This is a genomic window from Methylotenera sp. (genome assembly GCF_030653755.1).
Lineage (GTDB): Bacteria > Pseudomonadota > Gammaproteobacteria > Burkholderiales > Methylophilaceae > Methylotenera.
Genome location: NZ_JAURYU010000022.1, coordinates 12,339 through 27,213, shown reverse-complemented (window position 1 = coordinate 27,213; position 14,875 = coordinate 12,339). Strand labels below are relative to the sequence as shown.

Sequence of the window (14,875 nt, the reverse complement as noted above, 5' to 3'; positions counted from 1 at the left end):
AGCTATGGCATGGCCCGCCTTTGGTGTTGCAATATTTGCCTTTATCTTTTTGGCTAGCTACTTAGGGTTTAAGGTTTAATTTGAAGTACCTAACCCATCATTCAAGCGGGACGCCTAACGGCGCCCCTTAATTCAAACGTTGGGCATTTAACAATTTCATTAACAAAACAAATAAAAGGTAAATTATGAGTCAGCAATCATCGTCAAAACAATCAATCATCATCGGTGCACTATCTGGGGCATTGGTGCTATCAATTGGAGCATCAGCATATCTTTATTTTCAAAGCAAAAATCAACCAGAAGTTATCAGCCAAGAAAATGTAGCGGAAGAACCTAAAGCGTTGCAAGTACCAAATAATGAAACTGCTTTAAAAGAACTGTTTGGCGTATCTGACCCAAGTGGAAAAGTGAAAACAGCACCCGATAAACTAACGAACTTTTGGTTTGAGCAATCAATCAAGGTCGGAACCAACAATCTCCACGTAAAGTTCTTTGCAACACAAAGTCTGGATGAATCAGGTCAACCAGTTGATGCTCATGCTAGCGGTGTTGATGTTGGGGCAATAACTTATAAACAAAACTCTAATCAGTGGGAAGTTATTTCAAAACAACCCCAATTTGGAGTGGCGGGCTCATGGGGCAAGGTTGATGAAGTAAAACCTGAAGTTCTTCAACTTTCACCAAACTCATTGGCTGTAATGCTTGACGCTTCAGGTGGTATGGGTGGATGGTTTGATGAAGGAAAAACAATATTCGTTTTTGCTCAAAACTCATGGCACGACGTTGGTTATGTTCAAACAGGTGGAAACAACTCAGGAACTTGCGACGAAAATGAACCTCCAGAGGGTATAAAGGATGGCGCAGGCCCTTGCTATAGCTACAAAGGTGCAATATCTGTTGTCAATGGTTCCACCTCCGAATATCCAGACCTATTGGTAACTCGAACTGGTACAGAAAGTAAAGAACATAGAGGTGCACTTATCCCTGCAAAAAATGTCACGTACATCTTTAAAGATGGAAAATACATCAACCCTAATGAACCTCAATAACTTTAACCTTGGCATGCCCAACCCATCGGTCAAGCGGGACGCGCTAAAGCGCGCCCCTTACCTCAAACGTTAGGCAATCAATGGAAAATTTCCTATTGTTTCCGCTTAAAATTCTTCTAGGTGTCATCGCGGGAATAATTGGCTACAATTTCTTACGATGGTTAGTAGATAAAGTTAGCTTTGGTAAAGCTACCGGAAAGTTTGATGCAAGCAAGAAATACTGGATGCTTGGTCAATTTGGGCAGCTCATATTAATAGTAGGCTTTCTCGCGTTAATTAATCTTATTGCTTACTTTTCAAGGCAGTTATGAGCGTTCCCTTTACATCTGTTACTAGGCATTGCCTAACCCATCCATCAAGCGGGACGCCTTTCGGCGCCCCTTATGTCAAACGTTAGGTGTTAGGATCACTGAATGATTGAGATAGCAGGTTTTGTTCTAGCGGTAGTCGGCATCGTGTTCGCTTTCGAAGCGCCGAGAACGAGGTTCCTATCTACGTTCGGCTGGTCACCGTCTAAACCTGCAGAGGTTCCCAATACAAAAGCTTCACATGCACTTTCTAGCCATGATTACGAGCTTGCTAAGAGCTTTCGCTCGCTCTTTGCTGACTCGGGCCTACTTAGAGAGCTACAAGGACATGATTTCTTACTACCACTCCGAAAGGCAGCCACCGTTCCGCTCTATACGGTAGTCGAGACATGGACTGATGAAGCCCACTTCTTCACACACCAAGAGCTTCGTAGCAAGCAAGCCATCTTTATTGCCGCAGCTAACGAACTTGCCGAAAAAATCGTTCTTTATACCGTTCCTGATGGCAATGGCAACGTTAGTGTGATCACACGTCAAATGGACCCAGAGAATCTTCCCGAGCATGTTCGAGCAGAGGCACGAGCCATAGATGCCAAGCTGCCTGCGTTTCTTCAGTCCCATGAAGTTCTACTTGCTGCATGCAATCGGCTGATATGAGTGCAACACCTAACCTATCATTCAAGCGGGACTGGCTAAAGCCAGCCCCTTAATTCAAACGTTAGATTTTGGCAGCGCTTCGGATGAAGAAAAAGCAAAGCCTTGAACAAGGCAACCGATAATCATAGCGCAAAAATGGCGCTATATACACCGACCAAAATATGGTAAAAAAGCGAAGAGCGCAATATGCGTCGTCGCATAACTAAAAGCGTTCATGCGAACGCCGCATTGAAGCTCTTCGATTAAAAGCCGCATTCTAGGGCTAATATTTCTGAACGTAGGGACGGCAACAGGGGATGAAACAATGGCAAGTAACATGGCATCACTAACACCTTTGGCGACAAAATCTAACGTCTCGTTAGAGCACACATCGTTCGCTACGCTCACGACTACGCCCACTTGCGCGGGCGCGGTCAATCACAAAATACAATTGACCGCTTCATCCCGCGCTGCGGGGTGTTGCTCAACTCTGTAAGTTAGGCCTCTATGAAGAGAACTGGTCTTCCCCCTCTGGTAGGTGAAATCCGAGATGGTAACGTCACATGGCAACGCCTTGAGAATTTGGATTATGAGTTACTTGGCTATTTTCTGTCTTGCCACTTGATTATCGAGCATTACCTTGATGAATACCTAAAAACTTGCCACCCAAAACTGGACTGGGAAGCATCGAAACAGACATTTGGACAGAAGGTTTCTCTTCTTGCCACGGATAATTACCCTGAGAAATACAACTCCATTCCTGCAATCAAGCATCTGAACAGTCTGCGAAACAAACTCAGCCACAACATCGACTTCAAAATTACTATGGAGGATTTGCTTCCCCTCTCGCAATACCTAAAAAAGTGTTGTGGTCCTGACCTTGAACAACCGACTGAGCCTAAAGAAATTCTAGAACTTTTCACTTCAATGGTATGCGTGTGGTTTGCATCTGGAATAAGTGCCACCGCTCAACAATCACGGCAAACCAGAAAATGAAATGCTGCTACTCCGAAGCTAGCCCCGAGCGGCCTAACCCATCATTCAAGCGGGACACGCTAAAGCGTGCCCCTTAATTCAAACGTTAGGCCGCACTCGAAATATGCATGTTCTCAATCAACCTAAACAAAATTAAGAGAGTAGATATGACTTGGAATATGACGGGCAAGACAGTGGTTATTACTGGGGCAAGTTCGGGGATTGGTGCCGTAGCGGCGCGACAGCTTGCTCGACAAGGAGCAATCGTAGTACCCATTGGTCGCTCCAAGGAGGCGACCACCGCGTTGGCCGCAGAACTAGGAGTGGAACCTTTCGTCGTGGACTACGCCCGACTTAGCGAGGTTCGCATGCTCGCCGAGCGACTCCTCAAGACCTATCCCGCCATTGACGTGCTAGCCCATAATGCGGGCACGATGATGGGTAAGCGGGTCATTACCGAAGACGGCCACGAATTTACGCTGCAAGTTAACTACCTCGCTCCGTTTCTCTTGCAACACCTCTTGCACGACCGGCTATCAGCCAGTGGTGCCCATGTAGTTGTCACCAGCAGCATAGCCCACATGTTTGGCAGGATACAGCTCGACGACTTGAATTTCGATAAGCGCCGGTATTCAACGCTAACAGCTTATTCCGATTCTAAGTTGGCGGCTCTGTTGTTCGCACGTGAAATCGCCCGTCAAACGTCGCAAACCGGCATCACCGCCGCAGCATTCCATCCGGGTGTTGTGGCGACCCGTATCGGACGGGATGCGGCGGGCGTGCTTGATGTGTCATACAACACCCGTATCGGTCGCGCGATGATGTTCAACGAAGAGAAGGGCGGGGAGAATTTGGTGGCAATGCTCACCCAAGACAATCCGCATAGCATAAACGGACAGTATTTTAGTGCGAACCTGATTACCAATCGCCTAATACCCAATGCTCGTTCTTCCAAGGAAGCCCGCGCCCCCACACTCGGTCAGAATCTGTGGCAAAGAACGGAAACCGTTCTTCGACTAAACGCGGCTGGAGCGGCCTAACCCTTCCTTCAAGCGGACGTGTGGACTTGCCTTAAAAAAGTATACACATCACTCTAATTTTTGAGGAGCTGTGTCAGCTATAATTTTCAAGTGACTCTTCATGTTTATATTGCAACTTCTTCTAAACTCAATCAACAATATGCACTGCAAGTAATCGCGACCTAATCGTTTTAAATACTATTGTTAAGTCACTATAGAAACCACTTCTGCGCAACTAAGTCGTTGTGAAGTGTCAAAACTTAGGTAAAATCATACCTCTATTCAATTGATGTTAGCGCACATGTTTGTTCACCCGCAGTTTGACCCTATTGCTATTCACCTTGGATCTTTTGGTATCCATTGGTACGGCTTAATGTATTTAGTTGGATTTTTGGCATTTTTGGCATTAGGTAAATACCAAATTAACCATCGAAAATGGCATGGCTGGACAAACCAAATGCTGGATGATGCTTTATTTTACGGGGCGCTAGGGGTAATTTTTGGCGGTCGCTTAGGTTATGTATTGTTTTATCAGCCAATTTATTTTATTGAGCATCCAATAGAGATTTTTGCGGTGTGGCAAGGTGGCATGAGCTTTCACGGTGGGTTTTTAGGCGTGCTGGTGGCCATGTGGCTTTTTGGTAGAAAATATCCTCAAAACTGGCTTAAAACCATGGACTTTGTTGCGCCACTAGTGCCTATTGGTTTAGGCGCTGGCCGCATGGGTAACTTTATCAATGCTGAGCTATGGGGCAGAGTGACCAATAGTCAGTTTGGGATGGTATTTCCAAGAGTTGATAGCGCGTTACGTCACCCTTCTCAGCTTTATGAGTTTGCGCTTGAAGGTGTTTTGCTGTTTTTAATACTTTGGATATATGCCTCAAAACCACGGGCAACTGGCACAATTTCAGCACTATTTTTAATCGGTTACGGTAGCTTTAGATTTATCGTAGAATACACGCGTGAACCAGACGATTACCTAGGTTTACTATCAATGGGTTTAAGCATGGGACAATGGTTGAGCTTACCTATGGTTTTAATTGGCGTGGCGATGTTTGTCTTTTGCAATAAAAAGCGTGCGTTTTAATCATTACTAAGCCTCAATCTCTAACGACTCAAGACGCTACAGTTCGTGTTAACTTAATTAACAATTGTTAACTTGGCTTATGCCATCATTAGGCTTATTATTTTACAGACCATACAGCTGTTAATATAAGGAGTGCCATGATTAAGAAGTTTCTAAATAATGTGTTTTTTAGAAAACATCAAGCGGCCAATACGACCCCTGTCAACCCAGAGTTTATCTCCACTCATAACAGCCATTCAAAGTCTGACTTTGAAGTAACTGAGTTAAGTTATGATGAGTATGTGGAATATGCAGGACCAGAACGCAGAGTGAATTCCGCACAAGTGGATGCGGATCGTAGACGCTCGCACTAAACATAGTCGGGGACACTTAACTACTTATTAAAACTATGGCCTTAACACGAACGTATTAAGCGTTTTTAAAAAAGAAGATTAAAACTGCTTTACTCGGTGGTTAGCTTTATGTCTAGTGACAGCGCTAGACCTTAGTTTTGCATGTTTAGTCATTTGCCCATGCGTACGCTCTCGCCACAACTTAAATGAACTATGTTTTAAATGAGTGCGCATTAGTTTAATGACACCATCTTGATTCATACCAAACTGAAATGCGATTGCCTCAAACGGTGTACGGTCTTCCCATGCCATTTCAATCACACGAGATATCTGAGCTTCATCCAAAGGCTCTGTTATTAAATCTAACAGCAACGATTAATGCCTTTCCATTTACTGTCCTGCCATAATTTAAAAAATGCTTTGCGCGAGAGTGCTGGTGGCGCATCTACCGTAGCTTGGTGAAATTCAGCATGATGTTTCAAGTATTGCTCATAAGCATCATCACCCGAAACATGTCGAACAAAACACCATAGTTTTTTGAATATATTTAACATGTTAATTTCTTTAATCTCTCACCCAATGCTCCACTAAACGACTTGGTTCGTGCGGCACTTCTGACAGTTTTAATACTGGTTTACCACTCAAATAACGTAGGCATAACCGAACCATATCAAGTATCACCACCCAGAGCACAACCACAAAAAATAAGGTTAAATAAGCATCTAAATGCTGGTTAAATATTAGCTGTGGCGCGACTGCCGCTTTCTCAGGGGGTAACAGACCTGACGCTAATTTTGAAGCCATATCATTAGCAGCCGCAAAGAAGCCTACTCTTACATCCGCACTAAAAATCTTTTCATAAGCCGCTGTCGTGGTAATGATGACCAGCCAGACTAGCGGTAAACCAGTAACCCAAGCGTATCGCAATTTACCAGATTTAACCAAAATACCAGTCGCTACACATAAGGCAATGGCCGCGAGCATTTGGTTCGCAATACCAAACAATGGCCATAAAATATTAACGCCACCATTAGGGTCAATCACGCCTATATATAAGAAATATCCCCACCCTGCCACCACAATACTGCTCGTCAAAATAACAGAAGGTGTATATGAGGTTTCACCTAGTTTCTTGTTAAAGTTACCTAATAAGTCTTGCAACATAAAACGACCAACTCGCGTACCAGCATCCAGCGTGGTTAAAATGAATATGGCCTCGAACATAATGGCGAAATGGTACCAGAGCGCCAATAGCTCTTTACCGAAAGCACTGCCAAAAATACTCGCCATGCCTACAGCCAAGCTTGGCGCTCCGCCAGTACGGGAAAACAATGTCGTCTCCCCCATATCACTTGCAAGCTGTTGCATTTGCTCTACGGTAACGGCAAACCCCCAGCTATTAATTTTGGCAACCGCATCTACTGCCTCTTTACCAACTACGCCAGCTGGACTATTGATGGCAAAGAACACACCAGGTTCAAGCACGGTTGCGGCAATCATCGCCATAATCGCAACAAAGCTTTCCAGCAACATTCCGCCATAACCAATCATGCGAATATCGCGTTCATTGCCTAGCAACTTGGGCGTGGTGCCTGATGCGATTAGTGCATGAAAACCTGAAATAGCCCCGCAGGCAATCGTAATAAAAACAAATGGGAATAGTTTTCCGCCAAAAATTGGGCCAGTGCCATCAACAAACTGAGTGACTGCTGGCATATGAATCTCTGGGCGCAAAATAACAATCGCGATTGCTAGCAATAGAATAGTTCCCAGCTTCATGAAGGTAGAAAGATAATCGCGAGGCGCCAACAAAAGCCAGACTGGTAATACTGCTGCTGCAAAACCGTACAGAATAATGGCATAAGCTAAAGGCAATCCATCATGATCAAACAGAGGACGCAAGGTTTCATGATGATCAACCCACCCACCTAACCCTACCGAGAGCAACAATAAAACCACGCCAATAATAGAAGCTTCTAACACTCGTCCCGGGCGGATATTGCGCATATAAACCCCGACGATCATCGCAATCGGTATTGTTGCAGCCACCGTTGAAGTTGCCCAAGGGCTATGCTTCATGGCATTGACCACGACCAAACCAAGTACCGCAATTAAGATAATCATGATTAAAAACGTGCCGATAAGTGCAGCACTGCCGCCTATCATGCCTATTTCATCTCGTGCCATTTGTCCCAAACTACGCCCATTGCGCCGCGTAGAGAAAAATAACGTAACCATATCTTGTACGGCACCGCCTAATACGGCACCGATTAGAATCCACAACGTGCCAGGTAAATAACCAAACTGAGCAGCCAGTGTTGGCCCAATCAAAGGGCCAGGACCCGCAATTGCAGCAAAGTGGTGTCCAAACACCACCCATTTATTGGTAGGCACAAAATCTCGGCCATTATCTAAGCGCTCTGCTGGTGTGGCACGAGTTTCGTCTATCACCAAAACCTTTGCGGCAATCCAAGCGGCATAAAAACGATAGGCAATTGCGTAAATACACACAGCTGCTGTAATCAGCCATAGTGCATTAATACTTTCTCCGCGATTCAGTGCAATACCCGCCACAGCAAAAGCGCCCAGAAATGCAACGGCAACCCAAAGAATTGTTTTTATATTTTGATTCATCATCATGTAGTTAAACGTTTTGAATTAAATTTCAAAGATGGATGCTAGTATAAAGCACAGAGGCTAATCACCACCAAAATAATATTGGAACCACTTGTTTTAAATGGGCTTTATTAATACTAGTATGGGTAATATTTCGTATTGGTAATCCATCTAAAATCAGCACCGTTTGCATCGAAATAGAATGCAGCTCTGGCGCTGGTTCAATCACTTCGATGATTTAATCAAGGCTCTAGGTTTACATTAGCCATCATTAGAATAACCACCAACCAAGCCAAATTGCTGATACTTGTAGCACCAAACCCAAGGTCACTTGTTGGAAAAACACCTTTCCACCAGTAACAGCAGCGGTAATCATTTTAGAGATTGCATTGACTGAAAAAGCAACTAATATTGGCACGACAGCATTGGTGGCATTAATTTTACTACTCGCGGCTAAAGAGGCCACTGAAATGGCGGCCGCATGCACATCAGCTAAGCCAGCCACACCAGATGCAACCACCAAACCAGCTTGTCCAAACCACGCTTTAAGACCAGCCGAGGCAGTCAATACAAAAGCAATCACTAACGCCAATATCAGTGCAGTTTTAACACTGAATGAGCGGCTAGGTTGGCTCATTTCTTGGCTTTGATGATTAAATGAATTCAGCGTAATGACAACCCCATATACCGCCATTGTTAACCCTCCAAACAATAAAGGCATCTTTAATGCATGTAAGGTTGCTGGATGAACCGCTGCTAATAACATCCCTAATTGAAGCACCGTGGACAGGCTTGAAAGTGTAGCCCCTGCCACCGCAGCCCCCATTAAATCTGGCGCTTTTCTTACACGCGCGCCCATCGCACCGATGGTTGCTATGCTGGAGATAAAGCCTGATACCAAGCCAACTAAAGGCAAACCTGTACGGCTACCCAATAAACGTAATGCTAAATGGCCAAGTGCGCCAATAAACATGACCAATATCACAATTAACCATAAGTTACGCGGGTTAATAGCATCAAACGGGCCAACTAAAGCATTGGGCACTAAAGGCAACACGATCAAGGTAGCCGCTGCAAGAATCAAAAAGTCGATCATCTCATCTTTAGTGACCACACCTCGTACAAAGCCATGGATAGGCTCTTTTGCAGCCAGCAATATCGCTGCAGCAACTGCCAACCCAGCGGCCATCGAAGCAGCACTCATGGCTAAACCTCCCAAAATAACGGTAAAAACAAGGCTAATCTCTGTCGTTAACCCAGAGTCTTCATCTCTCCTCGTAAAGTATGCCGTTGCAACAAATATGGTCACACTGATGATTGACACAACGAGCAACCAGAAATTAACTGAGGTACTGACAGCACCAAGTAAAGATGCAATGGTAAAGGTACGCACGCCTGCAATTGTGCTATCGCCGCCATCAGCTTTACTGCGTTCTCGCTCCGCTCCAATCAGCAAGCCAATGCCTAAAGCAACTGCCAAATTTAACCAGTACGTATTATCAATCAACATACACTTCTTCCATTCGTTAGTTTTCCGCTTTTTTGCTTACAACAAACCACGTTCAGCAAACGAAAGCGTTTGGTTGCCCGCTACGATAAAATGATCTAACACACGCACATCTACCAGCGCCAAAGCTTGTTTCAACTGCTGCGTTAACTGCTCGTCTGCGGCGCTCTGTTGCGTAGTACCAGAGGGATGATTATGTGCAAAAATGACACTTGCTGCATTGTGGTAAATCGCTCGCTTCACTACCTCTCTTGGATAAACACTAGTTTGGGTAAGTGTACCGCTAAACAATTCCTCAGCAGCGGTCAGGCGATTTTGTGCATCTAAGAACAATACCATAAAGACTTCTCGCGTTAGTGCACCTAGTTTAAGCACTAAATAATCGCGCACCTGTTGTGGTGACTGAAATACATCGCGTTGCTGCAATTGTTCATTCAAAGCGCGACGACTCATTTCAAATATCGCCTGTAATTGCACATATTTACTGCTGCCTATGCCATGTACCTGACTAAGCTCTCGCTCGCTCGCAGCAAAAATACCATTAAGGCTACCAAACTGGTTGAGTAAATCGCGCGCCAAATCTACGGCACTTTTACCTGTAACACCTACACGCAAAAAAATCGCTAATAGCTCAGCATCAGATAAAGCATCAGCGCCTAATTCTATTAGCTTCTCTCTAGGTCGCTCACTTGCAGGCCAGTCAGTTATTGCCACTTAACACCCCTTTATTGTGTGTAGATTAAAATACTGTCAACGCCTATCCGACTATATCCATTGCTAATATTGACTAACGTAACCATCCAATTTCACGCGCACTCTTTTCACCAATCAAAGTATGCTTCAAGCTTTTTGGAATCTCTGCTTCGGCTTCACTCTTGGGGACACGCCCGCCCATCAGTTCTGCAAAGTTTTGAGGATGTAACGGTATTTTATCTGGCTCAGCATAGCCATCAGGATAACTAGGTAAATTATTATGTAAATCGTACTTATCCGTTGCATTTAAGGTATGTAATAACTCATGCGCTGTTACCACTAAATTCTTTTTTGCGTAAGCAGGAGCACCATACAAATTCACGCGGCCAATTCGCCCTTTGTTAAGGGCGGTTGAATGACCTAACACTGGGTTATGTTCAGGGTCGTGATAAAGCAAATACAAGCGTATATCTGGCTTTATATTCACCTTAGGGCTATTTTGCCAAGCAAATAGCCTAAACTTTAAGCTCCATAGCATGGTGCTTAATATACCGCCATTTTTAGGTGGCTCTGGCGGCAGTTCACTCACGATTGCGCCCAATTGCACCTCTATCGGTCGACGTAAAGCTAATCTATATGACGCAGCCTCTTCAGCAAAATACTCAGCCATCGGCTCAAAGTCATCGCGACTTAACGTGCGTAAGTAAGCACCAACTTCCTCGCTAGCATCTGCATTGACGGGATATACTGCAACGTAAAGATTATGCTTCCAAGCCAAATCAGCTTTATCTAACAAGACCTCTTGCACAACCGTTGCTAAAATTAATAGCAGAATAATAATTCGAAATTTACGCCACATTGTGTATTAAGCCGTATAAATGTTATTGGTGTTGTATGCTATCTACTATAAAACATTTTCTTTCGTTTCAATGAAGCATAAAGTATATTTTATACAAAACAATGTTCGTATTAGAATGAAAGACTTACATCAGCGATCAGCATTATGCAAAATAAAAAATCAATCGTATTAGGAATCACAGGTGGAATCGCTGCTTACAAAGCAGCCGAACTCGTGCGTTTATTGGTAAAAAACAATATTGATGTACAAGTCGTCATGACTCAAGCCGCTTGCCAGTTTATCTCCACAACCACGATGCAAGCGCTATCAGGTAAATCTGTATTTACAGATATGTGGGATGCATCAATCCCTAATGGCATGCCACACATCGAATTAAGCCGCGCGGCTGATGCGATTGTGATTGCACCAGCCAGTGCTGACTTTATGGCCAAACTCGCACAAGGCCGTGCTGACGATTTACTTTCCACACTATGCTTAGCGAGAGATTGTGATTTACTCGTCGCCCCAGCAATGAACAAGCAAATGTGGGAGAACCCTGCCACTCAGCGCAATATTGCTCAGTTAATCAGCGATGGCATTCACATACTTGGGCCAGATAGCGGTGAACAAGCATGTGGCGAAGTTGGCTTAGGTCGCATGCTAGAAGCAGAAAACCTACACTATTTAATTACAGCACACTTCCAACCAAAACGATTAGCTGGTAAAAAAATACTCATTACAGCAGGCGCTACTTTAGAAATGATAGACCCAGTACGCGCCATCACAAACTTAAGCTCAGGAAAAATGGGATACGCCATCGCCCAAGCTGCCTTTGAAATGGGCGCAGACGTCACCCTAATCAGTGGCGCAACCGCACTGACTCCACCAACTGGCGTACGAAACATTGTCGCAACATCAGCAAGCGCGATGTATCAAAGTGTGATGCAAAACATCGTAAACCAAGATATTTTTATTGGAGTCGCAGCGGTTGCAGATTACAGCCCGATCTATTCTCAAACCCAAAAAATTAAGAAAAGTGAGCAATCACTGACGCTAGAATTAAAACCCAACAAAGACATACTCGCAGAGGTCGCCAGCTTACCTAACCCACCATTTTGCGTAGGATTTGCTGCCGAAACTGAAAACCTATTAGCGTATGCAGAAGCAAAACGACAAAAGAAAAAACTACCTTTAATTGTTGCCAATCTAACGAGTGACGCAATGGGTAGTGACAATAACAAAGTCATACTGCTAGACAACAATGGTAGCCATCCATTTGAGCCAGCCTCCAAACTTGAAGTAGCAAGGTCAATATTGAAGCATGTTACAGACATGCTTCAGATCAAATAACCACGTATTCAAATAATTCCGATTTATAGCGCTGCTTGACTTGTATCAAAGAGCGCTATAAATATCAAAAAACTCATGAAATTCATGATTCTATTATGTAAGTTAAGGATTAAAATCGCACCCAATTCTAACTTATAGATTAACCAACTAAGGTCTACCATGCCGCACACCAATACGTTCCCCACCAAATTACTATCACTAGCCGTCATCGGCACTTTCGGCTTCAGCGCCTATGTACAGGCCGAAGAAACTGTCGAAGAAACTGTCACCGAAAAAATCATCACAGCACCAATCGTAGTAACAGCAACGCGTGTAGAACAAAATAGCTTCGACTTACCAGTCGCTATTGATGTCGTAGAAAGCAAAGATATCCAAAATGGCCAATTACAAATGACGCTCTCCGAAAGCTTAATTCGTGTGCCAGGGATTACAGCGCAAAATAGAAACAATCAAGCACAGGATCCGCAAATCTCTACACGTGGTTTTGGCTCACGCTCAAGCTTCGGTGTACGTGGTGTGCGTGTCTATGTAGACGGCATTCCGTTGACCATGCCTGACGGTCAAGGTCAACCTGGTGTAGTAGATTTATCTGCCATTAAAAGCATTGAAGTCATGAGAGGTCCGTTCTCGGCACTCTACGGAAACTCTTCGGGTGGCGTTATTCAAATGTTAACAAAAGATGCACCAAAAACTACCGAAATTGGGGGTACCGTGATGTTTGGTAGCTATGGCACTAAAAGGCAAATTCTTGAGGCTGCTGGCACAGCAGAGAAAGTTGAATACATGCTAAATGTATCCAACTTTGAAACTGATGGTTTCAGAGACAACAACAAAGGTAAAAAAGAGCAAGCAACGGCCAAGCTCAAATTTAACATCAGCGATGACACCAAACTGACCACTCTGGTGAATTGGTTTGACCAAACAGCACAAGATCCACTTGGCCTTGACCGCCAACGTGCTTTTTCAAAAGACTCTAGAGAGGATGCTATCATTGCCGCCAAACTAGCTGGAACAGGGGTTGAGCGTAGTCACGCACAAGTGGGCTTTAACTTAGAGCATGCCTTTAATGAAAATAATAAAATTAGCCTAATTCCTTATGTTGGCAACCGCCGTAATGCACAAACGTTAACTACAACTCCACTCGCGACTGTTCTTACGGGTCCTGGCGGCACAGCCGTCAATCCATGTAACACCGTTAGAGGCACTTGTGCTCGCCTGAGTGAAATCGACCGTGAATTTTATGGTGCAGACGCACGCTGGGACAATACTGGCAACATTGTAGACTTGCCTTACACGCTAAGTCTGGGATTAACTTACGGCAAATCAAACGACGAACGCAAAGATACCAACATATTGAATAACGGCTTTGCTGTAAACGTGGCAAACCGCAACGAACAGAATATCTCTAAAAACTTCGACCAATACATTCAAGGTAAACTGAGTCTCAGTCCAGTCGTAGACATTCATGCTGGCGCACGCCACACCAAAGTTAGGCTCGAAGTTGAAGACAACTTATTAACTGTCAATGGTGACAATAGTGGCTCTGTTGAGTATCAAAAAACCACCCCAGTGATTGGCGCCGTGTGGAAAGCGACAGATACCTTAAACTTCTATGCCAACTTTGGTAAAGGATTTGAAACGCCAACTTTCATTGAATCTGCATTTGATGATGTAACTACGGGGGTAGCAAGTAAACCAAATTTATCACTCAAAGCATCAGAAAGTCGAAATTATGAAATTGGTGCAAAAGCTTTTGTCGGGGATAACACGCGTGTTAATCTGACCGTATTTAAAGTAAAAACCGATGATGAAATCGTTACAGAGCTAACCAATGCTGGTAGATCCTCTTTTACGAATGCTGGTAAAACTGAACGCAAAGGCATAGAGTTTTCTGTAGACTCCCAATTTGACAACAACATATCCACTTACCTTGCTTATACTTTTCTTGACGCTGAATTTAAGGACGCTTTCTCATCAAGATCGATTGCGAGCGGTGTGACTACAACAAGTACGGTGAATGCTGGAAATAAAATCCCAGGTACTTATCGTAATCAAATTTATGGTGAAATTGCATGGCAATACGAACCTCTAGGTTTTAAGACAGCACTTGAAGCTCGCTACAACAGCAAAATATATGTGGATGATAGAAATACAGACACAGCGCCTTCTTACACTGTGTTCAACTTGCGGGCAGGTTTCGAACAAAGGGTTGCTAATTGGCACTTTAAAGAATACCTACGAGTTGAGAACATGTTCGATAAAGACTACATCGGTTCTGTCAGGATTAATGATAGCAACCGTCTGTTTTATGAGACCAGCCCCGATAGAAACTACCTGCTCGGCTTAAGTGCTAGTTATAAGTTCTAAGAAAACACTAACACACCTACCTACTAAGCCAGCATTCCAAAATACTGGCTTTTTTATTACACATATTTAGTGTTTAATATGCACTTACTTAAATCTAA

At 44.0% G+C, this 14,875-nt stretch carries 16 protein-coding genes; 9 read left to right on the top strand and 7 right to left on the bottom strand.

Annotated features, from left to right (window positions below; genetic code table 11):
* Nucleotides 1-185 precede the first annotated feature (185 nt).
* From Q7U33_RS04180 to Q7U33_RS04170, 3 genes are all read left to right on the top strand, one after another.
* A complete protein-coding gene (locus tag Q7U33_RS04180; protein ID WP_304858337.1) occupies nt 186-1,049 on the top strand; it encodes a hypothetical protein in 864 nt (287 codons plus the stop codon).
* Between the two features lie 80 nt (nt 1,050-1,129).
* Nucleotides 1,130-1,360 (top strand): hypothetical protein, encoded by a 231-nt coding sequence (locus Q7U33_RS04175; protein WP_304858336.1) that lies wholly within the window; start codon nt 1,130-1,132, stop codon nt 1,358-1,360.
* 102 nt (nt 1,361-1,462) lie between these two features.
* Nucleotides 1,463-2,014, top strand: coding sequence for a hypothetical protein (locus Q7U33_RS04170; protein ID WP_304858335.1), 552 nt, complete (start codon nt 1,463-1,465; stop codon nt 2,012-2,014).
* Between the two features lie 141 nt (nt 2,015-2,155).
* Here Q7U33_RS04170 and Q7U33_RS04165 read toward each other — a convergent pair whose 3' ends face one another.
* Nucleotides 2,156-2,401: a hypothetical protein gene (locus Q7U33_RS04165; protein ID WP_304858334.1), complete on the bottom strand. Its 246-nt coding sequence runs from the start codon at nt 2,399-2,401 to the stop codon at nt 2,156-2,158.
* Between the two features lie 99 nt (nt 2,402-2,500).
* On the opposite strand from Q7U33_RS04165, the gene Q7U33_RS04160 reads away from it, so the two are divergent.
* The 4 genes from Q7U33_RS04160 (at nt 2,501) to Q7U33_RS04145 (ending at nt 5,427) form a co-directional block, all read left to right on the top strand.
* Complete coding sequence (locus Q7U33_RS04160) at nt 2,501-2,989, top strand: hypothetical protein (protein ID WP_304858333.1); 489 nt, start codon at nt 2,501-2,503, stop codon at nt 2,987-2,989.
* 146 nt (nt 2,990-3,135) lie between these two features.
* Nucleotides 3,136-4,008, top strand: a complete 873-nt coding sequence (locus Q7U33_RS04155) for an SDR family NAD(P)-dependent oxidoreductase (RefSeq protein WP_304858332.1) — start codon at nt 3,136-3,138, stop codon at nt 4,006-4,008.
* A gap of 280 nt (nt 4,009-4,288) precedes the next feature.
* Nucleotides 4,289-5,074, top strand: a complete 786-nt coding sequence (lgt, locus tag Q7U33_RS04150) for a prolipoprotein diacylglyceryl transferase (RefSeq protein ID WP_304858331.1) — start codon at nt 4,289-4,291, stop codon at nt 5,072-5,074.
* Nucleotides 5,075-5,211: 137 nt separating this feature from the next.
* Nucleotides 5,212-5,427 carry a hypothetical protein gene (locus Q7U33_RS04145; RefSeq protein ID WP_304858330.1) on the top strand — a complete coding sequence of 72 codons (216 nt, stop codon included), beginning with the start codon at nt 5,212-5,214 and terminating at the stop codon, nt 5,425-5,427.
* A 78-nt stretch (nt 5,428-5,505) separates the two neighbouring features.
* Here Q7U33_RS04145 and Q7U33_RS04140 read toward each other — a convergent pair whose 3' ends face one another.
* The 6 genes from Q7U33_RS04140 to Q7U33_RS04115 form a co-directional block, all read right to left on the bottom strand.
* Entirely contained in the window at nt 5,506-5,778 is a 273-nt protein-coding gene (locus Q7U33_RS04140; protein WP_304858329.1) for a TIGR03643 family protein, read from the bottom strand.
* Nucleotides 5,769-5,960, bottom strand: coding sequence for a YbdD/YjiX family protein (locus Q7U33_RS04135; RefSeq protein ID WP_304858328.1), 192 nt, complete (start codon nt 5,958-5,960; stop codon nt 5,769-5,771). The genes Q7U33_RS04140 and Q7U33_RS04135 overlap by 10 nt, the downstream gene beginning before the upstream one ends.
* Nucleotides 5,961-5,970: 10 nt before the next feature.
* Nucleotides 5,971-8,040 (bottom strand): carbon starvation CstA family protein, encoded by a 2,070-nt coding sequence (locus tag Q7U33_RS04130; RefSeq protein ID WP_304858338.1) that lies wholly within the window; start codon nt 8,038-8,040, stop codon nt 5,971-5,973.
* Between the two features lie 253 nt (nt 8,041-8,293).
* The gene (locus tag Q7U33_RS04125) at nt 8,294-9,532 is read right to left on the bottom strand and encodes a DUF4010 domain-containing protein (RefSeq protein ID WP_304858327.1); all 1,239 of its coding nucleotides are present in this window, start codon (nt 9,530-9,532) and stop codon (nt 8,294-8,296) included.
* A 36-nt stretch (nt 9,533-9,568) separates the two neighbouring features.
* On the bottom strand, nt 9,569-10,243 hold the full coding sequence (radC, locus tag Q7U33_RS04120) for a DNA repair protein RadC (protein WP_304858326.1): 675 nt from the start codon (nt 10,241-10,243) through the stop codon (nt 9,569-9,571).
* 73 nt (nt 10,244-10,316) lie between these two features.
* The gene (locus Q7U33_RS04115) at nt 10,317-11,081 is read right to left on the bottom strand and encodes a hypothetical protein (RefSeq protein WP_304858325.1); all 765 of its coding nucleotides are present in this window, start codon (nt 11,079-11,081) and stop codon (nt 10,317-10,319) included.
* Between the two features lie 144 nt (nt 11,082-11,225).
* Here Q7U33_RS04115 and coaBC point away from each other — a divergent pair, with 144 nt between their 5' ends.
* Both coaBC and Q7U33_RS04105 read left to right on the top strand, forming a co-directional pair.
* Nucleotides 11,226-12,410 carry a bifunctional phosphopantothenoylcysteine decarboxylase/phosphopantothenate--cysteine ligase CoaBC gene (coaBC, locus tag Q7U33_RS04110; protein ID WP_304858324.1) on the top strand — a complete coding sequence of 395 codons (1,185 nt, stop codon included), beginning with the start codon at nt 11,226-11,228 and terminating at the stop codon, nt 12,408-12,410.
* A gap of 159 nt (nt 12,411-12,569) precedes the next feature.
* A complete protein-coding gene (locus Q7U33_RS04105; RefSeq protein WP_304858323.1) occupies nt 12,570-14,777 on the top strand; it encodes a TonB-dependent receptor in 2,208 nt (735 codons plus the stop codon).
* Nucleotides 14,778-14,875 lie beyond the last annotated feature (98 nt).